Here is a 25235-nt window from a genome sequence, read left to right on the forward strand (position 1 = left end):
GAATGTAGTTTTACTACTACCCCTGTCGTGTAAAAGCATGAAATGCGAAAGCAAATGTAGTAAAACTACACGGCGCCGGAGGACATCCCGGTAATCCAAGAATTCACGACGTCTGCCCATAAGGCCAGTCGCAAACTCAGGCAATCGATTCTGGTTGCCTTTCCGCCCTGGAGCAAGCCATGCAAGACCTCGATCCAATCGAAACCCAGGAATGGCTGGATGCCCTGGAGTCGGTCCTCGACAAAGAAGGCGAAGACCGCGCTCATTACCTGATGACCCGTATGGGCGAGCTGGCCACCCGTAGTGGCTCCCAGCTGCCATACGCGATCACCACGCCATACCGCAACACCATCCCTGTCACCCACGAAGCACGCATGCCTGGCGACCTGTTCATGGAACGCCGCATTCGCTCGATGGTGCGTTGGAACGCCCTGGCCATGGTCATGCGTACCAACCTGAAAGACTCGGACCTGGGCGGACACATCTCCAGCTTCGCCTCCAGCGCCACCCTGTACGACATCGGCTTCAACTACTTCTTCCAGGCCCCGACCGAAGAACACGGCGGCGACCTGATCTTCTTCCAGGGCCATGCTTCGCCAGGCGTCTACGCCCGTGCCTTCATGGAAGGCCGCATCAGCGAAGAGCAGATGAACAACTTCCGTCAGGAAGTGGACGGCAAGGGCCTGTCTTCGTACCCGCACCCCTGGCTGATGCCTGACTTCTGGCAGTTCCCGACCGTATCGATGGGTCTGGGTCCGATCCAGGCCATCTACCAGGCACGTTTCATGAAGTACCTGGAAGCGCGCGGCTTCATCCCGGCCGGCAAGCAGAAGGTCTGGTGCTTCATGGGCGACGGCGAGTGCGACGAGCCGGAATCCCTGGGCGCGATCGCCCTGGCCGGCCGCGAGAAGCTGGACAACCTGATCTTCGTCATCAACTGCAACCTGCAGCGCCTCGACGGCCCGGTTCGCGGCAACGGCAAGATCATCCAGGAACTCGAAGGCGTGTTCCGTGGTGGTGGCTGGAACGTCAACAAGGTCGTCTGGGGCCGCTTCTGGGACCCACTGTTCGCCAAGGACACCAACGGTGCCCTGCAGCGCCGCATGGACGAAGTCATCGACGGCGAGTACCAGAACTACAAGGCCAAGGACGGTGCGTACGTCCGCGAGCACTTCTTCAACACCCCAGAGCTCAAGGCGATGGTCGAAGACCTGTCCGACGACGAGATCTGGAAGCTCAACCGTGGTGGCCACGACCCGTACAAGGTCTACGCGGCGTACCACCAGGCGGTCAACCACAAGGACCAGCCTACTGTCATCCTGGCCAAGACCATCAAGGGTTACGGTACCGGTGCCGGCGAAGCCAAGAACACCGCGCACAACACCAAGAAGGTCGACGTCGACAGCCTGCGCCACTTCCGTGACCGCTTCGACATCCCGGTCAAGGATGCCGACCTGGAGAACCTGCCGTTCTTCAAGCCGGAAGAAGGTTCTGCCGAAGCCAAGTACCTGGCCGAGCGCCGTGCTGCCCTGGGCGGTTTCGTGCCACAACGCCGCGCCAAGAGCTTCAGCGTGCCAACCCCGCCACTGGAAACGCTGAAAGCGATCCTGGACGGCTCGGGCGACCGCGAAATCTCCACCACCATGGCCTTCGTGCGTATTCTGGCGCAGCTGGTCAAGGACAAGGAAATCGGCCAGCGCATCGTCCCGATCATCCCGGACGAAGCCCGTACCTTCGGTATGGAAGGCATGTTCCGCCAGCTGGGCATCTACTCGTCGGTCGGCCAGCTCTACGAGCCGGTCGATAAAGACCAGGTGATGTTCTACCGCGAAGACAAGAAGGGCCAGATCCTCGAGGAAGGCATCAACGAAGCCGGCGCCATGTCGTCGTTCATCGCTGCCGGTACCTCGTACAGCTGCCACAACCAGCCGATGCTGCCGTTCTACATCTTCTACTCGATGTTTGGCTTCCAGCGCATCGGTGACCTGGCCTGGGCCGCTGGCGACAGCCGTACCCGTGGCTTCCTGATCGGCGGTACCGCCGGCCGTACCACCCTCAACGGTGAAGGCCTGCAGCACGAAGACGGTCACAGCCACATGATGGCGGGCACCATCCCGAACTGCCGCACCTACGATCCGACCTACGGCTACGAGCTGGCGGTGATCATCCAGGACGGCATGAAGAAGATGACCGAAGAGCAACAGGACATCTTCTACTACATCACCGTGATGAACGAGTCCTACCAGCAGCCAGCCATGCCGGCCGGTGTCGAGGAAGGCATCATCAAGGGCATGTACCTGCTCGAAGAAGACACCCGCGAAGCCGCGCACCACGTACAGCTGATGGGCTCCGGCACCATCCTGCGCGAAGTTCGCGAAGCGGCGAAGATCCTGCGTGACGAGTTCAACATCGGTGCCGACGTGTGGAGCGTGACCAGCTTCAACGAACTGCGTCGCGACGGCCTGGCAGTGGAACGCGCCAACCGCCTGAAGCCTGGCCAGAAGCCACAGCAGACCTACGTCGAGCAGTGCCTGAGCGGCCGCAAAGGTCCGGTCATCGCCTCTACCGACTACATGAAGCTGTTCGCCGAGCAGATCCGCCAGTGGGTACCGAGCAAAGAGTTCAAGGTCCTGGGTACCGACGGTTACGGTCGCAGCGACAGCCGCAAGAAGCTGCGTCACTTCTTCGAAGTCGACCGCCACTTCGTGGTGCTGGCCGCGCTGGAAGCCCTGGCTGACCGTGGCGAGATCGAACCCAAGGTTGTGGCTGACGCCATCGTCAAGTTCGGCATCGACCCGGACAAGCGCAACCCACTGGACTGCTGAGGAGTATTTTTAAGTGAGCGAACTCATTCGCGTACCTGACATCGGCAGCGGTGAAGGTGAAATCATCGAGCTGTTCGTCAAGGTCGGTGACCGTATCGAGGCTGACCAGAGCCTGCTGACCCTGGAGTCCGACAAGGCCTCCATGGAAATTCCGGCGCCGAAAGCCGGCGTCATCAAGGAGCTGAAGGTCAAACTGGGCGACCGCCTGAAAGAAGGCGACGAGCTGCTGGTTCTGGAAGCCGAGGGTGCCGCTGCTGCGGCCCCCGAGGCGCCTGCCGCCGCTCCGGCGCAAGCTGCTGCGCCGGCTCCGGCCGCTGAAGCCGCCCCAGCGCCTGCTCCAGCCGCAGCCCCGGCTACCGCCAGCGTGCAGGACATCCACGTGCCGGACATCGGCTCGTCGGGCAAGGCCAAGATCATCGAAGTGCTGGTCAAGGCCGGCGATACCGTCGAAGCCGACCAGTCGCTGATTACCCTGGAATCCGACAAGGCCTCCATGGAAATCCCTTCGCCTGCCGCTGGTGTGGTGAAGGAAGTGATCGCCAAGCTGGACGACGAAGTCGGCACCGGTGACCTCATCCTCAAGCTGGAAGTCGCGGGTGCCGCCCCGGCTGCCGCTCCGGCTCCTGCCGCTGCTGCTCCGGCCAAGGCTGAGGCGGCTCCGGCTGCCGCAGCTGCGGCAGCTGCCCCTGCTGCTGCCCCTGCTCCGGTTGCCAGCGCACCGGCTGCCGGCAGCAACGCCAAGGTTCACGCCGGCCCGGCGGTTCGCCAACTGGCCCGTGAATTCGGTGTCGACCTGGGCGCAGTTGCTGCCACCGGTCCGCACGGCCGCATTCTGAAGGAAGACGTGCAGGTCTACGTCAAGGCGATGATGCAGAAGGCCAAGGAAGCTCCGGCCGCCGCCGGCGCAACCGGTGGTGCCGGCATCCCGCCGATCCCGGCCGTGGACTTCAGCAAGTTCGGTGAAGTGGAAGAAGTCGCCCTGACCCGCCTGATGCAGGTCGGTGCCGCCAACCTGCACCGCAGCTGGCTGAACGTGCCGCACGTGACCCAGTTCGACTCCGCCGACATCACCGAACTGGAAGCCTTCCGCGTGGCGCAGAAGGCCGTGGCCGAGAAAGCTGGCGTGAAGCTGACCGTGCTGCCACTGTTGCTCAAGGCCTGTGCTTTCCTGCTCAAGGAACTGCCGGACTTCAACAGCTCGCTGGCGCCAAGCGGCAAGGCCATCATCCGCAAGAAGTACGTGCACATCGGCTTCGCCGTGGACACCCCGGACGGCCTGCTGGTCCCGGTAATCAAGAACGTCGACCAGAAGAGCCTGCTGCAACTGGCTGCCGAAGCCGCTGCGCTGGCTGAAAAGGCCCGCACCAAGAAGCTGTCGGCCGACGAGATGCAAGGCGCCTGCTTCACCATCTCCAGCCTCGGCCACATTGGCGGCACCGGCTTCACGCCGATCGTCAATGCGCCGGAAGTGGCTATCCTGGGCGTTTCCAAGGCGACCATGCAGCCGGTCTGGGACGGCAAGGCCTTCCAGCCGAAGCTGATGCTGCCGCTATCGCTGTCCTACGATCACCGTGTGATCAACGGCGCTGCCGCCGCGCGCTTCACCAAGCGTCTTGGCGACGTGCTGGGCGATATCCGCACCATGCTGCTGTAACGTTGCACACTGCCCCTCACGGCGAGGGGCGGTACCCTTTTCGAGCTGCCACGCTCGTACCTCAACCCCGTCGATTGGCGGGGCTTTTTTTTGCCTGGCGATAAACGTTTTGCGCCTGTGCGATCGAGCGCCGAAACAATCAAGACGAACTACAGATTCCAGCCCACAAGCCGATAACCCGTACACAGCATCACATATGGCGGCTTGCCAGCCCCCTGGACATGATGCAACCTTGCCAGATCAGCCGCTGCCCATAGGCCGCGTCCCTTCTTCAAGCGAGTCTTCGATGAAAAGCCAACCCGATGCCGCCAGCCGTGTGGCGGCCGAGGTCGTCACGCAGTTACCCGTGCCCTCGCGGCTCGGCATGCTGCGTTTCGAAAGGCTCAACGAAGCCACCTGGGCCATGCTCTACCTGGACCCGGCCTGCGAACGCCAGTTCGGCTTGCACGCCAGCGACCTGTGCGCCCTGGTCGATGCTCCCTACGCCAGCCTGATGGAGCCCGAAGCCCGCTACCGGCTGCACGACGAGATCCAGCTGCAGCTGGCCCAGCGCGGCTACTACCGCGTGCGCTACACCTTGCACACGCCAACGGCACCGCTACGCCTGCTGGAGGTGGGGGAAACCTACAAGCAGCACAACCGCCAACTGGTGCGTGGCTACCTCAGCGTGCTTGATGACCACGCCGAAGAGAGCGGCGAAGCCGGGGCCAGTGACCTGGAATCGCGTAACAACCGCTTGCAACTGGCCCTGCAGTTGAACCAGCGCGCGCAACAGGAACAACTCGAGCACCTGGAGCGGGTACGCGGCCAGCAGGACCTGATCCTGCGCCTGGCCCGCCAGCGCTACAGCGGCGGAAATTCGCTGCTGGAGGCTGCCCAGCTGATCACCCAGAGCGCCTGTGAAATCTACAAGGTCGACTGCGCCAGCATCTGGCACCTGGACGGCCAGCAGTTGGAACCGATCACTGCCTGGTACCGCGATGCACAAGCGCATCGCCAGCCCGAAGCCATCGATGCCAGCCGCTTCCCCGACTACCTCGACGCACTGCATGCCAGCCGCGCCATCGATGCCCACAATGCCGGCCACGACCCGCGCACCCGCGCGCTGGCGCAAAGCCTGTTTTCGGCGAACAAGGCCATGCTCGATGCCAGCATTCGCGTTGATGGCCAGGTAGTTGGCGTACTGTGCCTGGAGCAGACCGGCCAGACGCGGGCCTGGCAGTCGGACGAAATTGCCTTTGCCGGCGAGCTGGCCGACCAGTTCGCCCAAGTCATCACCAACCACAACCGGCGCGCTGCGGCCAGTGCCCTGCACCTGTTCCAGCGCGCAGTGGAGCAGAGCGCCAGCGCCTTCCTGCTGGTCAACCGCGACGGCGTGGTGGAGTACGTCAACCCAAGTTTCACCGCGATCACCCAGTACAGCACCGAGGAAGTCCAGGGCCGCCACCTGGGTGAGCTACCGGCCCTGGAGAACCTCAGCGAATTGCTGTTCGACTCGCCCTCGAGCCTGGCCATGGGCAACAGCTGGCAGGGCGAGTTCAAAAGCCGGCGCAAGAACCTGGAGCCCTACTGGGGCCAATTGTCGATCTCCAAGGTGTACGGCGACAACCGTGAGCTGACCCACTACATCGGCATCTACGAAGACGTCACCCAGACCAAGCTGGCCCAGCAACGCATCGAGCGCCTGGCCTACACCGACAACCTGACCAACCTGGGCAACCGCCCGGCGTTCATCCGCAGCCTGGACGAGTGCTTCGCCCGTGACGGCGAAAACGCCATGTGCCTGCTGCTGGTGGACATCGACAACTTCAAGCGCATCAACGACAGCCTGGGCCACCAGACCGGCGACAAGCTGTTGATCAGCCTGGCCCGACGCCTGCGCAACAGCCTGCACACCGGCGGCATCCTGGCGCGCTTCGCCAGTAACGAGTTCGCCGTGCTGCTCGACGATACCCGTCTCGAAGAAGGCCAAGGCGTTGCCATGCAATTGCTGCGTACCCTCGACAAGCCGATGTTCGTCGACAACCAGCTGATCAACGTCACCGCATCGGTGGGCCTGGCCTACGCGCCACTGCACGGTACCGACCCGGCCAGCCTGATGAAGAATGCCGGCCTGGCACTGCACAAGGCCAAGGCCAACGGCAAGCACCAGGTGCAGGTGTTTACCGAGGTGCTGAATGCCGAAGCCAGCTACAAGCTGTTCGTCGAGAACAACCTGCGCCGCGCCCTGACCCAGAATGAGCTGGAGGTGTTCTACCAGCCCAAGCTGTGCCTGCGCAGCGGTCGCCTGCTAGGGCTGGAGGCTCTTCTGCGCTGGAACCACCCCGAGCGCGGCATGATCCGCCCGGACCAGTTCATCAGCGTAGCGGAAGAGACCGGCCTGATCATCCCTATCGGCAAATGGGTGGTGCGCCAGTCGTGCCGCATGAGCCAGCAGCTGCGCGAAGCCGGCATGGGCAACCTGCATGTGGCCATCAACCTGTCGCCCAAGCAATTCTCCGACCCCGACCTGGTGGCGTCGATCAGCACTATCCTCAAGGAAGAAGCCCTGCCCCCGCACTTGCTGGAGCTGGAACTGACCGAAGGCCTGCTGCTGGAGGCCACCGAAGACACCCACCGCCAGCTGGACGAGCTGAAGGCCCTGGGCCTGACCCTGGCCATGGACGATTTTGGTACCGGCTATTCGTCGCTGAGCTACCTGAAGAAGTTTCCCATCGACATCCTCAAGATCGACCGCAGCTTCATCAACGAGATACCGGACAACCAGGACGACATGGAGATCACTTCGGCGGTAGTGGCCATGGCTCACAACCTCAAGCTGAAGGTGGTGGCCGAGGGTATCGAGACGCCGGAACAACTGGCGTTCCTGCGCCGGCACCGCTGCGACGTTGGCCAGGGTTACCTGTTCGACCGGCCAATCCCCGGGCGTGAGCTGGCCGAACGGCTGAAGCGCTATCCGCGTGGTCCGCTGGCCTGACAGCAGCGCCAAGCTCGGGCACACTAGATCCCATTCGGGCCTCATCGCGGACAAAGCCACGCCTGCACGATTCCCGTAGGCGCGGATTCATCCGCGATAGGGCTTACCCAATTCAACGGACATACAGAGGAATGGCCATGGTCCTGCGTTCGGAAATCCTGGTGAACAAAAATGTCATGCCTACCGCGGAGCAGGCCCTGCCTGGCCGCGAAACGCCAATGAAGTTGCCCGAGTTCCACTACGTGTTCAAAGACACGCCGCTGCTCGGCCCGTTCTTCCAGAACGTCGACTTCGCCATCTTCGGCCTGGGTTGCTTCTGGGGCGCCGAACGTCGCTTCTGGCAGCGTGAAGGTGTGGTCAGCACCGTGGTTGGCTACGCTGGCGGTTTCACCCCGAACCCTACCTACGAGGAAGTCTGCTCGGGCCTGACCGGCCACACCGAAGTGGTGCTGGTGGTGTTCGACAAGGACAAGGTCAGCTACCGCGAGCTGCTGGCGATGTTCTGGGAGCTGCACAACCCGACCCAGGGCATGCGCCAGGGCAACGATGTCGGTACCCAGTACCGCTCGGCCATCTACTGCACCAGCCCGGAACAGCTGGAACAGGCCAAGGCCAGCCGCGACGCCTACCAGGCCGAACTGAGCAAAGCCGGTTTCGGCGAAATCACCACCGAGATCGACCAGGCGCCGACCGTGTACTTCGCCGAGGCCTACCACCAGCAGTACCTGGCCAAGAACCCGGACGGCTACTGCGGTATCGGCGGTACCGGTGTATGCCTGCCACCCAGCCTGCAGGGTAACTGAGCGTGAGCACGATGACGCTGTTCCACGCGCCGCTGTCGCCTTTCGTGCGCAAGGTCATGGTGGTATTGCACGAAACCGGCCAGCTGGAGCGGGTCAAGTTGCAACCGGTGAATATCAGCCCGGTCAGTGGCGACCCCCAGCTGAACCAGGACAACCCGATCGGCAAGATCCCGGCCTTGCGCCTGGAAGATGGCACCGTGCTGCACGACAGCCGGGTGATCTGTGAATACCTCGACCTGCAACATGTCGGCCAGCCGCTGCTGCCACGTGAGGGTTCGGCACGCTGGCGGCGCATGACGCTGGCCTCCCAGGCGGATGCGATCATGGATGCGGCGGTTTCGAGCCGCTACGAGAGCTTCCTGCGGCCGCAAGACAAACGCTGGGATGGCTGGCTGCAAGCGCAAGCCGAGAAGATTCGCCGCAGCTTGGCAAACCTCGAGCAACAGCACCTGGCAGAGCTGGCGTCCGGATTCGATCTTGCGGCGATTGGCGTGGCCTGTGCGCTAGGGTATCTGGACCTGCGTCAGCCAGAGTTCGGTTGGCGTGAGCACCAGCCTGGCTTGGCTGCATGGTATGCCGAGGTGGCCAAGCGCCCATCGATGGTTGCTACAGCCCCGACAGCCTGACCGGCCAATCGCGGATAAATCCGCTCCTGCCGGCATTGCAGGGGCGGATTTATCCGTGATGAGGCCAGCACCGGTATCAGCAGTCAGGCTTGCCGGCGGTGAACTTCTTCGCCGGGTCGACCGCCGCCTTGAACTCGCGCAGTGCCTTGGAACCCACCAGCAGCGGGTAGTTGAAGCTGCTGCGGTCCACCAGGTTCACTTCCACGGTGCGCTTCATGTCACCCAGGCACAGCTCCAGGTCCACTACCGGGCGCTTGGAGACTTCCGGCCCATCGCCTTCGTCTTCCTCGTCAGCACGTGCCTTGATCTTGCTGATGCGCGACACCTTGTGCTCGTACACCTTGCCGTCCGAGTCCTTGGTGGCCAGGCGGAAACGCACCCACTCGTCGCCATCGCGGGTGAACATTTCGATGTCCTTGGCCGACAGCGACGCGGTGAAGGCACCGGTGTCCATCTTGGCTTTCAGGGTTTCACCCAGCTCGGGCAGGGCAATGTTTTCATAACGACCATAAAGGGTCGGCTCGGCAGCCATTGCTGGCAGGGCCAACAGCGACAACATGGCAAACAGATATTTCACAGGCAGGCTTCCTTGAGAAGTGTCAGTGCTTAGACTGCACTGGCAGGATAGGTTCGCTGTCACAAGCCTAACCAACATAATGTGAAACATTTGTCCCAACCGCCGGGCACTGGAAATTTGGCGTAGGCCACGGCCCTGCTTATCATTGCCAACCGTTTTCATCCCACAACAAGAGTCTCCTTATGCGTCGCCTGCTGACCGGCATCCTCACCACCACCCTGCTGCTGCTCAACACCCTGGTGCTGATCGGCCCACTGCTGGTGTTCGCCCTGCTCAAGCTGGTGCTGCCAGGCCGAGGGCGTGACTATGCTTCGTGGGCGGTAATGTGGGTGGCCGAAACCTGGTCGGAGATCGACAAGGCCATTTTCGCCCTGTGCATTCCTACGCAGTGGGACATACGTGGGGTCGAGAACCTGCGCAGGCACACTTCTTACCTGGCCGTCAGCAACCATCAGACCTGGGTCGACATCCCGGCGCTGATCGAAAGCCTCAACCGCCGCACACCGTTTTTCAAGTTCTTCCTCAAGAAGGAGCTGATCTGGGTGCCGCTGCTGGGCCTGGCCTGGTGGGGCCTGGACTACCCGTTCATGAAGCGCTACAGCAAGGCCTTCCTCGAGAAGCACCCCGAGCTCAAGGGCAAGGACCTGGAAATCACCAAGGCCGCCTGTGAGCTGTTCAAGCGTCAGCCGGTGACCGTGGTCAATTACCTTGAAGGCACCCGTTTTACCGAGGCCAAGCACCGCGAGCAGCAATCGCCCTACCGCTACCTGCTCAAACCCAAGGCCGGCGGCGTGGCCTTCGTGCTGGCGGCGCTGGGCGAACAGCTGGATGCGCTGCTGGATGTGACCATCGTTTATCCCGGCGTCTCTGCACCGGGGTTCTGGGACCTGCTCAATGGTAGTATCAACCGGGTTATCATCGACATCCAGGTGCGTGAGCTGGACCCGGCATTGTGGGCCGGGGATTACGAAAACGATTCGGCGTTTCGCCAAACCGTCCAGGCCTGGGTGAACCAGCTGTGGATGGACAAAGACCAGCGCATCGCGGCCTTGCGCGCCGAGATGCACTGAGAAGACTTGATCCCTGGCGTCATACACGAAGCTTGCTTTTCCACTTCTATCGGCGGGCATCGTCACGCGGATGACAGGTACTACTTCGCCAAGGGCAAGCCAGCGCTACCCACGACATAAAAGAATGACTGAATCGACAACGTCGCACCTGTACCAGTACCTCACAGTACCTCCATCAAAGGGAAAGTGCACAGAATATTGATGTTGGAGTTCTTGCCTGGCGGCGTGTTGAGCACCGGATAAAAGATCAGACCGGATGAAGGATCAAGCGCTGGCAGGTGGCTTGCGCCATCAACCCGCTGGATGATCGAAGCGGGGCTTACCCACGCGACTTGATCCTAAGCAATACGATGCAGCGAAGTAACTGGCAAAAATGATAGGTACTGAACTGTATGAAGTGCGGCCAATCGGCTGTGAAAGCGCTGATATCGATCGTTAAACGGTTGGTACCGTGGTCGGTGTCGCCCACAAACTTCCCAGATTTTGCAAAAGAGAACCGGCAATGCCTTGCTGCCCCAGGTACTGCAGGATCAGCGGGGCGAACTGGCCGATCATGCCGGTATCCATCCCCAATGCCTTGAATGCAGCATCCAGGTCGCTACGGTTCTCCACATCGTTGCCCAGCGCCTTGCTCAGGGCCGACTGGTTTTCGCTGTTATCGCCGAGCAATGCGCCCAGGCCGCTCAGGCCACCCAGGGCATTGACGCCGGAGAGCAGGTCGAGCCCGGGCACGGCCTTGGTCAACTGGCCGTAGTCATCGCTGCTGAGGTTGTTGCGCGCCAGCCCCAGCATCGCCCCTGCGCCGCCCACGGCCTGCTCCGGGGTGATCTTCAGCTCGCTGCCAAGGGTGTTGAGCAGGTTGGCCTGTGCTTCGGGCGCCTGCACCTGCCCCTGCTGCTTTTGCGTCTGCATGGCAGAGACGGCATTGGCTGCATCGCCGAGGTTGAAGGCGAACGCCGGGCTTGCAGCCAGGGTCATCAGGGTTGCCAGGGTGAATGCTTTCATCGGAGGAGCCTCATTGGCCGCTATGGCCTGGGAAACGAGGCATTCGACTGGCGCAACAGGGCTTGGTTCCGGGCCGATCATCGGGGGCAGCGCTACCCGCCGCCCCTGCCCGCCGGGGCTCGATAGTGTGGCTGCACCTGTAGCGAACCGAGAAAAACCACCCATGAGCAACTACCCCTGGCTCGACGAAGCGCGCAAACATATCGGCCTCGAAGAGGTTGTCGGTGTTCAGCACAACCCAGAGGTCCTACAGATGTGGAAAGACATAAGGCGCGGTGGAATAAAAGACGACGAGACCCCTTGGTGCGCAGCCTTCGTCGGCGCGATGCTGGAACGCGTGGGCGTACGTTCCTCACGTTTCGAGAGTGCCACGTCCTACCTGAACTGGGGGATTGAGCTGCAACGCCCGGTCACTGGCTGCATCGTCGTTTTCACCCGCGTTGGCGGCGGGCATGTCGGCTTCGCCACCGGAAAAACGGTGGATGGCAATTTGCTGGTGCTCGGCGGCAATCAAAACGATGCGGTGAATATCAGGGCATTCGAGCTGGGCAGAGTCAGCGGCTACCGCTGGCCGGCCGGCGTGCCGGTGGTGGACGAACCACTGGCGGTGGTGGCGGATGACGTGCCGCTGTCGTCCACAGAGGCATGAATGACAACAACGCCCCCGGGCGGGGGCGTTGCATGTAGAGGTTACGCCGCGCCCCACATCTTGTGCGGGTCGATTACAAACTTCTTCGGTACGCCCGCATCGAACTCGCCATAGCCTTCCGGCGCCTGATCCAGGTTGATCACCTGAACCCCCACCACTTCGGCGATGTTGATCCGATCCCACATGATCGCCTGCATCAACTGGCGGTTGTACTTCATGGTCGGGGTCTGGCCGGTGTGGAAGCTGTGCGATTTCGCCCAGCCCAGACCGAAGCGGATGCTCAGCGCGCCGATCTTCGCAGCAGCATCCACCGCACCCGGGTCTTCAGTCACGTACAGGCCCGGGATACCGATATTGCCAGCAACACGGGTCACCTGCATCAGCGAGTTCAGCACCGTGGCCGGGGCTTCATGCTTGGCACCTTCGTGACCATGGCCGCGAGCCTCGAAGCCAACGGCGTCGACGGCGCAGTCCACTTCCGGCTCGCCGAGAATGTCGACGATCTGCTCGTGCAGCGGGGTGTCCTTGGACAGGTCGACCACTTCGAAACCCTGCGACTTGGCGTGGGCCAGACGGGCCGGGTTGAGGTCGCCGACGATGACACAGGCGGCACCGAGCAAGCGTGCCGAGGCGGCGGCGGCCAGGCCGACCGGGCCGGCACCGGCGACATAAACGGTGCTGCCCGGGCCTACGCCAGCGGTGACAGCACCGTGGTAGCCGGTCGGCAGGATGTCGGACAGGCAGGTCAGGTCACGGATCTTCTCCATGGCCTTGTCGCGATCAGGCAGTTTCAGCAGGTTGAAGTCGGCATACGGCACCAGCACATATTCGGCCTGGCCGCCGGTCCAGTCGCCCATGTCGACGTAACCGTAGGCCCCGCCGGCGCGCGCCGGGTTGACGGTGAGGCAGACACCGGTGTGCATTTCCTTGCAGGAGCGGCAGCGGCCGCAGGCAACGTTGAACGGTACCGACACCAGGTCACCGATTTTCAGGCGTTCGACATCACGCCCCATCTCGACGATTTCACCAGTGATTTCGTGGCCCAGGACCAGGCCGACCTGGGCAGTCGTGCGACCGCGGACCATGTGCTGGTCTGAGCCGCAGATGTTGGTGGAGACCACCTTCAGGATCACGCCGTGCTCGATCTTGTTGCCGCGTGGGTCCTGCATTTTCGGGTAGTCGATCTTCTGCACCTCGACCTTGCCGGCGCCGAGATATACCACTCCACGATTGCCAGACATGCTCTTACCTCGCTTGATTTGTATTTATGCAGCGGTGGTTGATCGCGCCGCCATCCATGGGCGGCATGTGTTTCTGGAATGCAGGGAATTGTGGGCCTGATACGGCGACTTGCACTGACTGGAAGCGACAGGGAGATGCCATTTAACGGCAGGGGAAATTGTGTTGGTCCATTCGCGGGCAAGCCCGCTCCCACAGGAAGAATGCCAGCTGTGAAGGCCGCATATAACCTGTGGGAGCGGGCTTGCCCGCGAATGGCCGGTGCAGGTTGTTAGAGAACGACCGTCCTGTTGGCGTTGAGGAACACCCGGCGTTCGATGTGATAGCCCACCGCCCGCGCCAGGGTCAGGCATTCGATGTCACGTCCCTTGGCAATCAGGTCTTCCGGGTAATGGCTGTGGTCCACTACCTCCACGCCCTGGGCGATGATCGGCCCTTCGTCCAGGTCGTTGTTGATGTAGTGCGCCGTGGCGCCCACCATTTTGACGCCCTTGTTGTACGCCTGGTGATAAGGCTTGGCGCCTTTGAAACCGGGCAACAGCGAGTGGTGGATGTTGATCGCCCAGCCATCCAGGCGGCGGCACAGCTCCGGCGACAGCACCTGCATGTAACGGGCAAGCACCACCAGCTCCGCACCGGTTTCCTCGATCACCTGGATCACCTTGCGCTCTTGCGCCGGCTTGTCCTTGGGGTCAAGGGCGAAGTGGTAGTAAGGAATCTTGTGCCAGTGCGCCAAAGGTTCGAGGTCAGGGTGGTTGGACACCACCGCGACCACATCCATGGCCAGCTGGCCGATGCGCTGGCGATACAGCAGGTCATTGAGGCAGTGGTCAGCCTTGGACACCATGATCACCACCTTGGGGCGGTGGTTCGGCGCAGTCAGCTCGAAGGCCATGCCGAATGCGTCACTGCGCTCGGCGAGGCCGGCACGGAAGCCGGCCTCGTCGAAATCGTCCGGCTGGCGAAACTCCACGCGAATGAAGAAACGCCCCGACAGCCGGTCATCGAAGGAGTGGTGCTCCGTCACGTAGCAGCGCTGCTCGAAGAGGTAACGCGTCACCACGTCGACGGTACCGAGCATGCTCGGGCAGTCGGCGGTGAGAATCCAGGTATCCGGTGCCCGACTCATGCTCGCTCTCCTTAAGCTTCGATGCTCAGGCCGTACTCGGCCGAAGCGTCCTGCAGCCACAGCCACCAGTAGTCGGCGAAGCTGCGGCGAATCACCAGCTCCCAGGTGTCTTCGGCGGTGCGGCGGATCACCAGTTGCGACTTGGCGAACACGGTACCGACGGCCTTGCCCACCGGGAAGTTGTTCGGATGAACATCATAGCTGGTGGACTTCATCAGCACTTCGCGCACGTGCGGGCCGCGCAGCTCGAGCAGGCTCTGCCCACCGCTGACGTTGACCACCTGGATGTGCTGGCCTTCAAGGGCTGCACGCAGTTTTTGCTCGACGGCAAATTCCTGGCCGCCCGGGACGATCAGCAACCACTCGTCAGGGCCCATCCATTGCAGCGACATTTCGTTGTTGGCGACCACGGTCAGGGCCACTGGCAGCTCCAGGCCCAGGGCCTTGTGCACGCCGGCGGCGAACTCTGGGTCATGGCCATCGCCACGAATGGTCAGGTGGCCGAGGAACTTGCGTTCACGCAGGGTCACGCCTGCGTTCTTGCGGCCTTTGCCAACCAGGCTGGCCAGGTCGGCATGGTGCAGTGGCGACTGGGCCTTGGCCTCGGCGCCGGGGTTTTGCTGGAAGACGTTGATAGCGCTCATTTCTTACCTGCCTTGTATTCTTGTTCGTCAGGGCGACGCAGCACTGCAAGCAGGCTGCGCCGTCATCCGGGGCCTTAGACGTTCTGCCGCTCACCCTTCGGATCGAAGAACACCGAAGACACGATCTCCGCCTCGATCACGCTGCCATCCGCCTGCGGCGAGTACACGCGCTCGCCCATGCGCTTGAGGCCGCCCTTGACCACACCCATGGCGAAGGAATAACCCAGGGAGTTGGCCACGTAGCTGGAGGTGACGTGGCCGACCATGTCCATCGGGATCGGCTGCTTTGGATCGAAGACCAGCTGGGCACCTTCCGGCAGCCACTTGGTCGGGTCGACCGGCTTCAGGCCCACCAGCTGCTTGCGGTTCTCGCGCACGCAGTCTTCACGGTTCATGCCACGCAGGCCGATCCACGAGTACGGCTTGTTGCGGCCCACGCACCAGCTCATGTTCAGGTCGTCCGGGGTCATCGAGCCGTCGGTGTCCTGACCAACGATGATGAAGCCCTTCTCGGCACGCAGCACGTGCATGGTCTCGGTGCCGTACGGGGTCAGGTTGTACTTCTTGCCCGCCTCGATGATCTGCTCCAGCACGCCCATGGCGTAGTTGGCCTGCACGTTGACTTCGTACGACAGCTCACCGGTGAACGAGATACGGAACACCCGGGCCGGCACGCCGCCGACATTGCCTTCCTTCCAGGTCATGAACGGGAAGGCTTCCTTGTCCATGTCGATGTCGGTCAGCTCGCTCAGCAGCTTGCGGCTGTTGGGGCCGGACAGGGTCATGGTGGCCCAGTGGTCGGTGACCGAGGTGAAGTACACCTTCAGTTCCGGCCATTCGGTCTGGTGGTACAGCTCCATCCACTGCAGCACCCGTGCAGCGCCGCCGGTGGTGGTGGTCATGATGAAGTGGTTGTCGCCGACGCAGGCAGTCACGCCGTCGTCGAAGACCATGCCGTCTTCCTTGCACATCAGGCCGTAGCGGGCCTTGCCCACGTCGAGCTTGGTCCACGCATTGGTGTAGATGCGGTTGAGGAACTCACGCGCATCCGGGCCCTGGATGTCGATCTTGCCGAGGGTCGAGGCGTCCAGCAGGCCCACGCTGTCGCGCACGGCCTTGCATTCACGGGCAACCGCGGCATGGATGTCTTCACCGGCCTTCGGGAAGTACCAGGGGCGCTTCCATTGGCCGACATCTTCGAACTCGGCGCCATTCTTCACGTGCCAGGCATGCAGGGCAGTGAAGCGCACGGGCTCGAACAGGTGGCCACAGTGCCGGCCTGCTACCGCGCCGAAAGTTACCGGCGTGTAATTGGGGCGGAACATGGTGGTGCCCATTTCCGGGATGGTGATGCCCATCGAACGGGCGGCGATGGCCAGGCCGTTGATGTTGCCCAGCTTGCCCTGGTCGGTACCGAAGCCCAGCGCGGTGTAGCGTTTGACGTGCTCGACCGACTCGAAGCCTTCGCGGGTGGCCAGTTCGATGGCGGCCGCGGTTACGTCGTTCTGCTGGTCGACGAACTGCTTGGGCGCACGGGCAGTGCCCTTGTCGTGCGGCACCTGGAACAGCGCCACTGTGGCCTCTTCCTTGCGCGCCACGGTTTTCGGCAGGCTGCCGACAGTGGCCTTGAAGCCGGCTTCGGTGGCTGCGCGCACGCCGCCTTCGAAACCATCGGCAATCGCGTCGCCCAGGGGGTACACACCATTGATACCGCCGACACATTCACGCTTCTGCGGCGCATCACCCGGTACGAAGCCGAGGATGTCTTCACGCCAGATCGGCCGGCCGCCCAGGTGCGAAGCCAGGTGCACGACCGGGCTGTAACCGCCGGAAGTGGCGATCAGGTCGCAGTCCAGGGTCTCGCCAGGGCTGGTGACCTTGTGCGCCTGAACGTCGATGGCGGCCACGCGGGCGCCGGTGACATGCTTGCTGCCTTTGGCCTCGATCACGGCGCTGGAGGTGAGGATGCGGATGCCCTTGGCACGCGCTTCTTCAACCAGCGAGCCACGCGGGTTGTGGCGGGCGTCGGCGATGGCGACCACTTGCAGGCCGGCATCGTGCCAGTCCAGCGCGGCGCGGTAGGCGTGGTCGTTGTTGGTCGACAGCACCAGCTTGCGACCCGGGGCCACACCGTAACGGCGCACATAGGTGGAAACGGCACCGGCCAGCATGTTGCCCGGCACGTCGTTATTGCCGTACACCAGCGGGCGCTCGTGGGCGCCGGTGGCCAGCACCACGCGCTTGGCGCGGACGCGGTGCACACGGTGGCGTACCTGGCCGATCGGGGCGCGGTCGCCAAGGTGGTCGGTGAGGCGCTCGTGGATGGTCAGGAAGTTATGGTCGTGGTAGCCGTTGACCGTGGCACGTGGCAGCAGGGTCACTTCCGGCAGGCTTTCCAGCTCTTTGACCACGGCGTTGACCCATTCGGTGGCAGGCTTGCCGTCGAGGGTTTCGCGGGTGTCGAGCAGGCTGCCGCCGAACTCTTCCTGCTCGTCAGCCAGGATCACCCGGGCACCGCTGCGCGCAGCGGCCAGGGCCGCAGCCAGGCCAGCAGGGCCGGCACCGACGATCAGCACGTCGCAGTGCTGGTTCATGTAGTCGTAGCTGTCCGGGTCGTTCTGCAGCGGCGCGCGGCCAAGGCCGGCGGCTTTGCGGATGTACTTCTCGTAAGTCATCCAGAACGATTTCGGGTACATGAAGGTTTTGTAGTAGAAGCCCGGCGGCATCATGCTGCCGCCGACCTTGCCGAGGATGCCCATGACGTCGTTGTTGACGTTCGGCCAGCCGTTGGTGCTGGTGGCGACCAGGCCTGCGTACAGTGCCTGTTGGGTGGCACGCACGTTGGGGATCTGGGTGGCTTCGCTGGAGCCGATCTGCAGGATGGCATTCGGCTCTTCGGTACCGGCGGCGATGATGCCGCGCGGGCGCGAGTACTTGAAGCTGCGGCCAACGATGTCGACGCCGTTGGCCAGCAACGCGGCGGCCAGAGTGTCGCCGGCATAACCCTGGTAGGTCTTGCCGTTGAAGCTGAAGTTAAGGACCTTGCTGCGGTCGATACGGCCGCCGCTGGCGAGGCGATAGGTCTGGCTCATACTTTTTCCCCTTGGCCTTTGACGGTCGACGGTGCGCTGCTTTGCTTGCCGTTGGCGGTCACTTGCGGCTTCTCGCCAATCTTGTAGGTTTCCAGAATTTCGTAGGTCACGGTGTCGCGGGTGACGTTGAAGTACTGGCGGCAGCCGGCAACGTGGTCCCACAGTTCGTGGTGGATACCGCGTGGGTTGTCACGGTAGAACATGTAGGTACCCCACTCTTCGTCGGAGCAGGCGTTGGGGTCCAGCGGGCGGGCGATGTGCGCCTGGCCAGAGGCGTGGAACTCTTCTTCGGAGCGCAGCTCGCCGCAGTGGGGACAGAAAATATGCAACATGACGGTGTCTCCGGTTAGTGGGCGACGGCGGCGGCGCCGTGTTCGTCGATCAGTGCGCCGTTGTAGAAACGGTCCATGGAGAACGGCGCGGCCAGTGGGTGCATCTCGCCCTTGGCCAGGCTTGCGGCGAAGACATTGCCCGAACCCGGGGTTGCCTTGAAGCCGCCGGTACCCCAACCGCAGTTGAAGAACAGGTTCTTGACCGGGGTCTTGGTGATGATCGGGCAGGCGTCCGGCGAGGTATCGACGATGCCGCCCCACTGGCGGTTCATGCGAACGCGCGAAAGATTGGGGAACATTTCGACGATGGCCTGCAGAGTGTGCTCGATCACCGGGTACGAACCGCGCTGGCCGTAGCCGACCCAGCCGTCGATGCCGGCACCGATCACCAGGTCGCCCTTGTCCGACTGGCTGATGTAGCCGTGTACGGCGTTGGACATGATCACGCTGTCGATGATCGGCTTGATCGGCTCGGATACCAGCGCCTGCAACGGGTGCGACTCCAGCGGCAGACGGAAGCCGGCGAGCCTGGCCATGTGCCCGGAGTTACCAGCGGTGACCACGCCCACGCGCTTGGCGCCGATGAAGCCTTTGTTGGTTTCCACGCCGATGACCGCGCCGTTTTCCTTGCGGAAACCGGTCACTTCGGTCTGCTGGATCAGGTCCACGCCCAGGGCGTCGGCAGCACGGGCGAAGCCCCAGGCCACGGCGTCGTGACGGGCCACGCCGCCACGGCGCTGTACGGTGGCGCCAAGGATCGGGTAACGGGTGTTCTTCGAGCAGTCCAGGTACGGGATCTCGGCCGCGACCTGGGCAGTGTTCAGCAGTTCGCCATCCACGCCATTCAGGCGGTTGGCAGAGACGCGGCGCTCGGAATCACGCATGTCCTGCAGGGTGTGGCACAGGTTGTAGACGCCGCGCTGGGAGAACATCACGTTGTAGTTGAGGTCCTGGGACAGGCCCTCCCACAACTTCATGGCGTGCTCGTACAGGTGCGCCGACTCGTCCCACAGGTAGTTGGAACGCACGATGGTGGTGTTACGGGCGGTGTTGCCGCCGCCCAGGTAACCCTTCTCGATCACGGCAACGTTGGTGATGCCGTGCTCCTTGGCCAAGTAGTAGGCCGTGGCCAGGCCATGGCCGCCACCGCCGACGATAACTACGTCGTAGACCTTTTTAGGGGTTGGCGTGCGCCACATGCGCTGCCAGTTCTCGTGGTGGCTGAGGGAGTGCTTGAAAAGGCCGAAGCCCGAGTAACGTTGCATGGTGTGTGGCTCCACTCAGCGGTAAACAGGGAAATCTGCGCACAGCGCCGCGACGTTCTTCGCCACATCGGCTTCGACGTCTGCGTCACCGAGGTTGTCGAGGATGTCGCAGATCCAGCCGGCCAGGGCCACGCACTGGGCGACCTTGAAGCCGCGGGTGGTGACGGCCGGGGTACCGATACGCAGGCCCGAAGTGACGAACGGCGACTGCGGGTCGTTCGGCACGGCGTTCTTGTTGACGGTAATGTGTGCGCGGCCCAGGGCGGCATCGGCGTCTTTGCCGGTGAGGCCCTGGCGAATCAGGCTGACCAGGAACAGGTGGTTGTCGGTACCACCGGAGACCACGTCGTAGCCACGGTCGATGAACACCTGGGCCATGGCCTGGGCGTTTTCGATCACTTGTTTCTGGTAGGCCTTGAATTCAGGCTCCAGCGCTTCCTTGAAGCACACGGCCTTGGCGGCAATCACGTGCATCAGCGGGCCGCCCTGGGCGCCCGGGAATACAGCGGCGTTGAGCTTCTTCTCGATCTCTTCGTTCGACTTGGCCAGGATCAGGCCGCCACGCGGGCCGCGCAGGGTCTTGTGGGTGGTGGTGGTGACCACATCGGCGAACGGGATCGGGTTCGGGTACAGGCCAGCGGCGACCAGGCCGGCAACGTGGGCCATGTCGACGAACAGCAGCGCACCGACCTTGTCGGCGATGGCACGGAAGCGTGGGAAATCGAGGGTCTTGGAGTAGGCCGAGAAGCCGGCAACGATCATTTTCGGCTTGTGCTCGACCGCCAGACGTTCGACTTCGTCATAGTCGATCAGGCCGGTGTTGGTGTCGATACCGTACTGCACGGCGTTGTACAGTTTGCCCGAGGACGACACCTTGGCGCCGTGAGTCAGGTGGCCGCCATGGGCCAGGCTCATGCCGAGAATGGTGTCACCAGGCTGCAGCAGGGCCAGGTAGACCGCGCTGTTGGCCGACGAGCCGGAGTGCGGCTGGACGTTGGCGTAATCGGCGCCGAACAGCTGCTTGGCGCGCTCGATGGCCAGCGCCTCGACCTTGTCCACATGCTCGCAGCCACCGTAGTAGCGCTTGCCCGGGTAGCCTTCGGCGTACTTGTTGGTCAGGCCGCTGCCTTGGGCCTGCATCACGCGCTTGGAGGTGTAGTTTTCCGAGGCGATCAGCTCGATATGGTCTTCCTGGCGCTGTTCTTCGGCATTCATCGCCGCCAGAAGTGCATCATCGTAACCCTGGATCTGGTCTTGCTTGCTGAACATCGTGTATCTCCCGGCGGCGAACATTTCTTGTCGTGGGGCACTGTGACCCTTTGTGGCGATGTTATGACTGGCCGGGGCGGGTCAGATGCCTGCGCACGCCTTGCAATGGCGCGTTTACGACATTGGCTTTTGTGGTGCACATGCCGGCCCTTCGCGGATAAATCCGCGCCTACACGCCATGCGCCGTTCGTAGGTGGATTTATCCGCGAAGGGGCGGCACTGGCAGCTTGTATAGGCAACCGTTTCAGCAATGGTTTAGAGTGCTGTCCTGCGTCGTTCACAGGACAGTGTCATGACAGATAAGAGCCAACAATTCGCCAGCGACAATTATTCCGGTATCTGCCCCGAAGCCTGGGCGGCGATGGAAAAGGCCAACCACGGTCACGACCGCGCCTACGGCGACGATCAGTGGACCGAGCGCGCCGCCGAATACTTCCGCAACCTGTTCGAAACCGACTGCGAGGTATTCTTCGCCTTCAACGGCACCGCCGCCAACTCCCTGGCCCTGGCCTCGCTGTGCCAGAGCTACCACAGCGTTATCTGCTCCGAGACCGCCCACGTCGAAACCGACGAATGCGGCGCGCCGGAATTCTTCTCCAACGGCTCCAAGCTGCTGACCGCAGCCAGCGTCCACGGCAAGCTGACCCCGCAGTCGATTCGTGAAGTGGCCCTGAAGCGGCAGGACATCCACTACCCCAAGCCACGCGTGGTAACCATTACCCAGGCCACCGAAGTAGGCACGGTGTACCGCCCCGACGAGCTGCGGGCGATCAGCGCCACCTGCAAGGAGCTGGGCCTGAACCTGCACATGGACGGCGCGCGCTTTTCCAACGCCTGCTCGTTCCTGGGTTGCAGCCCGGCCGAGCTGACCTGGAAGGCCGGCGTCGACGTGCTGTGCTTTGGCGGCACCAAGAACGGCATGGCCGTGGGTGAAGCAATCCTGTTCTTCAACCGCCAGCTGGCCGAGGACTTCGACTACCGCTGCAAGCAGGCCGGCCAGCTGGCATCGAAGATGCGCTTCCTGTCGGCGCCATGGGTGGGCCTGCTGGAAGACGGCGCCTGGTTGCGCTACGGCGCACATGCCAACCGCTGCGCACAGTTGCTGGCTTCGCTGGTCAGCGATCTGTCGGGTGTGGAACTGATGTTCCCGGTGGAAGCCAACGGGGTGTTCCTGCAGATGCCGGAGCATGCGATCGAAGCGCTGCGGGCCAAGGGCTGGCGGTTCTATACCTTCATCGGTAGTGGCGGGGCGCGCTTCATGTGCTCGTGGGATACCGAGGAAGAGCGAGTGCGCGAGCTGGCTGCGGATATCCGCAGCATCATCGGCGCCTGACCTGCCCCGGGCCCGCCCGCTACCGCAGGGTACTGCTGCCTTCGAGCACTGTGCAGGACCCGTGGAAGCGGGCCGGCCCGCGAAGAAACCAACACCGTTTAGAGCTTGAACCCACCCATCTGCCGCGCCAGGTCATCGGCCAGCCCACGCAACGCCCGGCACTCTTCGCGACAGCCTTGCACCTCCGCCGCCGTCTCGCGCGCCAGGTCGGAGATCCCCTGCACCGTGCGGTTGATTTCCTCGGTCACCGCCGATTGCTCTTCGGTGGCCGTCGCAACCTGATGGTTCATGTCGCTGATATGCTCGACCCGCTCGGTAATGGCCCCCAGCGATGCGCCTGTGCGCTGGCTCGACTCGACACCGCTGCCGGTGGCCTGCTGCCCGGCCTGCATCGAACTCACCGCCACGCCTGCGCCCTGCTTCAGGCGCTGGATCATCTGCTGCACCTCGTCGGTGGACAGCTGCGTGCGCCGCGCCAAGGTGCGCACTTCATCGGCCACCACGGCGAACCCGCGCCCCATGTCCCCTGCCCGTGCGGCCTCGATGGCGGCATTCAGCGCCAGCAGGTTGGTCTGTTCGGAAATGCTGCGGATCACCGCGAGTACTTCATCGATCGAGGCGACTTCACCGGCCAACTGGCCCACAGCCTCGGCCGCCTTGCCAATATCGCCCGACATGCCCTCGATGCCCTGGACCGAGCGCCGCACCACTTCGCGCGCCTGCACGGCTTCATCGCGCGCCGCCTGCGAGGCCTGGGCCGCATCGCCGGCATTGCGGGCGATGTCCTGCACGGTCAGGCCCATCTCGTGCACGGCCGTGGCAACCATTTCGGTCATTTCCTGCTGGCGCCCGGAACGTTCGGCCGTGTTGTCCACCACCACGGTCACCTGTTCCACCGCCCGGTGCAGGCGTTCGGAAGTCTGCAGCACGTCACCGATCAGCCGGCGCTGGCTGTCGAGGAAACGGTTGAATCCGCGAGCCAGGTCACCCAGTTCGTCCTGGCGTGTATCGTCCAGGCGCTGACTGAGATCTCCCGCGCCACTGCCTATCTGCAACAACGCGGCGGTGACGCGACGGATCGGCCGTACCAGGCCGCGCGCCAGCAGCACTACCAGCAGCAGTGACAGCAGCGCCACGCCACCGCCGATCAGGCTGGTCAGCCACACCGCCTGCTGCATTTGCGCGTAAATTTCCTGCTCCGGCACCTCGGCGACCAAGGTCCAGTTCAACTCGCGCAAAGGCAGGCCGAGCGCCAGGTAGCGTTCGCCGTCACGGCTGAAGCGGCTGCTGCGCAGGCCCTGCGCCCCGCTCATCACAGCCTTGGCGGCGTCCGCACCGAGCTGCTCGGCCAACTGCCGCTTGCCGCTGAAGGCATTATCCGGGTGCACCTGGATCAAGCCGTCATTGCGCACCAGAAACACCTTGCCGCTTTCGCCAAAACTGAAGTCGTGAATCAGCTTCGACAGCTCGGTCATGCGCAGGCCCATGCCGGCCACGCCGACCAGCTGGCCGTGCTTTTCCACACGGTAGTCGATGAACAGCGCCAGCTCGCCGGTGGCGCCATCGATGTCGATATTGATGAACCGCTCGGCGCCGCTGTCGATGTAGCCGTAGAACCACTTGTCCTTCGGGTTGCTGCGGCTGAGCGTGCGGTCCAGGCCATTCTCGTTGTAGTAATGACCGGTTTCGGTGGACACGAACAGGGTGGTGAACGCCTGATTGCGCTGTTTGGCAGCGGTGAGGTATTCGATGAACTGCGGCACCTGCGCGGGGTTCTCGCCTTCGGCGAGCCAGTCACGCAGTAGCGTATTGCCGGCGATGTCCGCCGCCGCTACCAGCGGCTGGCCAAGCATGCGCTCGATGTCGTTGCGGATGGCTTCGATGCTGGCCGGCAGGGCACTGCCCACCAAGTAGCGTTCGGTGAGGCGGTTGAGCGCCACGGTGAAAATGATGACAACGACCAGAATGCTCACCAGCAGGGCAGCGCCCATGCTGGTGATCATTTGCCACTGGATGCTCTTACGCCAGATACGCATGCCCCTGCTCCCCGCATAATTATTGTTTTGCGGAAAGTGTATACACTCGCGTATTCAGTTAATCCAGCAATCTAGAACAACGGCACTGTTCCCACAGGAATTTCGGCATCAGCCCGTCATTGTTCGGCAATAGTCCGGACGATGGTGTCCACGGTGGCGTCTATCTGCGCCTGGGTACGCTCCAGCGTCTTGCGGTGCTCATCCTGCAGTTCGATCTGCCGCGAACACAGGTTCAACGCAGCCAGCACCAGCAGCTTGTCGCCGATCAGCGTCGGGTATTGGCGCTTGGTCTGGGCCAGGGCGGTATTGAGCATTTGCACGGCCTGGGCCAAGGTCGCTTCCTGGCCTTCAGGCGCCTTGATCGAATAGTCGTTGCCGAGGATCGACACGACATTGATCGGCTGGGCACGTAGCGTCATGCGCCGACGACGCCGGCGTTGGCGTTGGCGCGCTCGACCAGGGCTTGCAGGCGCGCGGCGGTGCTGCCGTTCTTCTCTTCCTGCTCCATCAGCGACAGTTGCAGGGTCTCGTTCTCTTCCTTGGCCTGGGCCAGTTCCTGGCCGAGAGCCGAGTTCTGCTCGGTGAGTTGGGCGTTCTTCTGCAGCAGGTCGTTGACCAGTTGCTCGATTTGATTCAGGGAAGATTCCAGCATGGGTCTATCTCAGGTTGTTGCGAGGGGCGCACACGATAAAGAAAAGTGCCGCTCGTCG

At 62.9% G+C, this 25235-nt stretch carries 20 protein-coding genes and 1 pseudogene; 8 read left to right on the top strand and 13 right to left on the bottom strand.

Annotated features, from left to right (window positions below; all coding sequences use genetic code 11):
* The first annotated feature begins 179 nt into the window (after positions 1 to 179).
* The 5 genes from aceE (at position 180) to ACVWZT_RS07215 (ending at position 8885) form a co-directional block, all read left to right on the top strand.
* Positions 180 to 2825: a pyruvate dehydrogenase (acetyl-transferring), homodimeric type gene (gene aceE, locus ACVWZT_RS07195; RefSeq protein ID WP_296234749.1), complete on the top strand. Its 2646-nt coding sequence runs from the start codon at positions 180 to 182 to the stop codon at positions 2823 to 2825.
* A gap of 13 nt (positions 2826 to 2838) precedes the next feature.
* Entirely contained in the window at positions 2839 to 4479 is a 1641-nt protein-coding gene (gene aceF, locus ACVWZT_RS07200) for a dihydrolipoyllysine-residue acetyltransferase (protein WP_457468756.1), read from the top strand.
* Between the two features lie 286 nt (positions 4480 to 4765).
* Positions 4766 to 7456, top strand: a complete 2691-nt coding sequence (locus ACVWZT_RS07205) for a putative bifunctional diguanylate cyclase/phosphodiesterase (RefSeq protein ID WP_296231259.1) — start codon at positions 4766 to 4768, stop codon at positions 7454 to 7456.
* A 137-nt stretch (positions 7457 to 7593) separates the two neighbouring features.
* Positions 7594 to 8259 (top strand): peptide-methionine (S)-S-oxide reductase MsrA, encoded by a 666-nt coding sequence (gene msrA / locus ACVWZT_RS07210; protein ID WP_296231258.1) that lies wholly within the window; start codon positions 7594 to 7596, stop codon positions 8257 to 8259.
* A 2-nt stretch (positions 8260 to 8261) separates the two neighbouring features.
* Positions 8262 to 8885, top strand: coding sequence for a glutathione S-transferase (locus ACVWZT_RS07215; RefSeq protein ID WP_457468758.1), 624 nt, complete (start codon positions 8262 to 8264; stop codon positions 8883 to 8885).
* A gap of 76 nt (positions 8886 to 8961) precedes the next feature.
* Here ACVWZT_RS07215 and rloA2 read toward each other — a convergent pair whose 3' ends face one another.
* Positions 8962 to 9462: a retropepsin-like aspartic peptidase RloA2 gene (rloA2, locus tag ACVWZT_RS07220; protein WP_457468759.1), complete on the bottom strand. Its 501-nt coding sequence runs from the start codon at positions 9460 to 9462 to the stop codon at positions 8962 to 8964.
* A 182-nt stretch (positions 9463 to 9644) separates the two neighbouring features.
* On the opposite strand from rloA2, the gene ACVWZT_RS07225 reads away from it, so the two are divergent.
* Entirely contained in the window at positions 9645 to 10532 is an 888-nt protein-coding gene (locus ACVWZT_RS07225; RefSeq protein WP_296231255.1) for an acyltransferase, read from the top strand.
* 435 nt (positions 10533 to 10967) lie between these two features.
* On the opposite strand, the gene ACVWZT_RS07230 is transcribed toward ACVWZT_RS07225, so the two are convergent.
* Entirely contained in the window at positions 10968 to 11537 is a 570-nt protein-coding gene (locus ACVWZT_RS07230; protein WP_457468761.1) for a DUF2780 domain-containing protein, read from the bottom strand.
* 163 nt (positions 11538 to 11700) lie between these two features.
* On the opposite strand from ACVWZT_RS07230, the gene ACVWZT_RS07235 reads away from it, so the two are divergent.
* Positions 11701 to 12186, top strand: coding sequence for a TIGR02594 family protein (locus ACVWZT_RS07235; RefSeq protein WP_457468762.1), 486 nt, complete (start codon positions 11701 to 11703; stop codon positions 12184 to 12186).
* A 41-nt stretch (positions 12187 to 12227) separates the two neighbouring features.
* Here the strand turns inward: ACVWZT_RS07235 and fdhA are convergent, their stop codons facing one another.
* The 7 genes from fdhA to ACVWZT_RS07270 all read right to left on the bottom strand — a co-directional run bounded on the left by fdhA (position 12228) and on the right by ACVWZT_RS07270 (position 21156).
* Positions 12228 to 13427, bottom strand: coding sequence for a formaldehyde dehydrogenase, glutathione-independent (gene fdhA, locus ACVWZT_RS07240; RefSeq protein ID WP_051095434.1), 1200 nt, complete (start codon positions 13425 to 13427; stop codon positions 12228 to 12230).
* Positions 13428 to 13696: 269 nt separating this feature from the next.
* On the bottom strand, positions 13697 to 14554 hold the full coding sequence (gene purU, locus ACVWZT_RS07245; protein ID WP_198757337.1) for a formyltetrahydrofolate deformylase: 858 nt from the start codon (positions 14552 to 14554) through the stop codon (positions 13697 to 13699).
* 11 nt (positions 14555 to 14565) lie between these two features.
* On the bottom strand, positions 14566 to 15198 hold the full coding sequence (locus ACVWZT_RS07250) for a sarcosine oxidase subunit gamma (RefSeq protein WP_296231249.1): 633 nt from the start codon (positions 15196 to 15198) through the stop codon (positions 14566 to 14568).
* A gap of 74 nt (positions 15199 to 15272) precedes the next feature.
* Positions 15273 to 18290 carry a sarcosine oxidase subunit alpha gene (locus tag ACVWZT_RS07255; RefSeq protein WP_296231248.1) on the bottom strand — a complete coding sequence of 1006 codons (3018 nt, stop codon included), beginning with the start codon at positions 18288 to 18290 and terminating at the stop codon, positions 15273 to 15275.
* On the bottom strand, positions 18287 to 18622 hold the full coding sequence (locus ACVWZT_RS07260) for a sarcosine oxidase subunit delta (RefSeq protein WP_170027881.1): 336 nt from the start codon (positions 18620 to 18622) through the stop codon (positions 18287 to 18289). Before ACVWZT_RS07260 ends, ACVWZT_RS07255 begins: the two co-directional genes overlap by 4 nt.
* 14 nt (positions 18623 to 18636) lie before the next feature.
* A complete protein-coding gene (locus ACVWZT_RS07265; RefSeq protein ID WP_296231245.1) occupies positions 18637 to 19887 on the bottom strand; it encodes a sarcosine oxidase subunit beta family protein in 1251 nt (416 codons plus the stop codon).
* A 15-nt stretch (positions 19888 to 19902) separates the two neighbouring features.
* Positions 19903 to 21156: a serine hydroxymethyltransferase gene (locus tag ACVWZT_RS07270; RefSeq protein ID WP_296231244.1), complete on the bottom strand. Its 1254-nt coding sequence runs from the start codon at positions 21154 to 21156 to the stop codon at positions 19903 to 19905.
* 292 nt (positions 21157 to 21448) lie between these two features.
* On the opposite strand from ACVWZT_RS07270, the gene ACVWZT_RS07275 reads away from it, so the two are divergent.
* Positions 21449 to 22489 (top strand): threonine aldolase family protein, encoded by a 1041-nt coding sequence (locus tag ACVWZT_RS07275; RefSeq protein ID WP_457468765.1) that lies wholly within the window; start codon positions 21449 to 21451, stop codon positions 22487 to 22489.
* Between the two features lie 98 nt (positions 22490 to 22587).
* Here ACVWZT_RS07275 and ACVWZT_RS07280 read toward each other — a convergent pair whose 3' ends face one another.
* The 4 genes and pseudogenes from ACVWZT_RS07280 to ACVWZT_RS07295 form a co-directional block, all read right to left on the bottom strand.
* Positions 22588 to 23325: a methyl-accepting chemotaxis protein gene (locus ACVWZT_RS07280; protein ID WP_457472035.1), complete on the bottom strand. Its 738-nt coding sequence runs from the start codon at positions 23323 to 23325 to the stop codon at positions 22588 to 22590.
* 126 nt (positions 23326 to 23451) lie between these two features.
* Positions 23452 to 24525 (bottom strand): annotated as a pseudogene (locus ACVWZT_RS07285) (HAMP domain-containing protein); the annotation flags it as partial.
* Positions 24526 to 24641: 116 nt separating this feature from the next.
* Positions 24642 to 24944, bottom strand: a complete 303-nt coding sequence (locus ACVWZT_RS07290; RefSeq protein ID WP_170027875.1) for a cell division protein ZapA — start codon at positions 24942 to 24944, stop codon at positions 24642 to 24644.
* Positions 24941 to 25177, bottom strand: coding sequence for a hypothetical protein (locus ACVWZT_RS07295; protein WP_457468766.1), 237 nt, complete (start codon positions 25175 to 25177; stop codon positions 24941 to 24943). The genes ACVWZT_RS07290 and ACVWZT_RS07295 overlap by 4 nt, the downstream gene beginning before the upstream one ends.
* Between the last annotated feature and the right edge of the window lie 58 nt (positions 25178 to 25235).

Source organism: Pseudomonas sp. TE21394 (genome assembly GCF_054057835.1).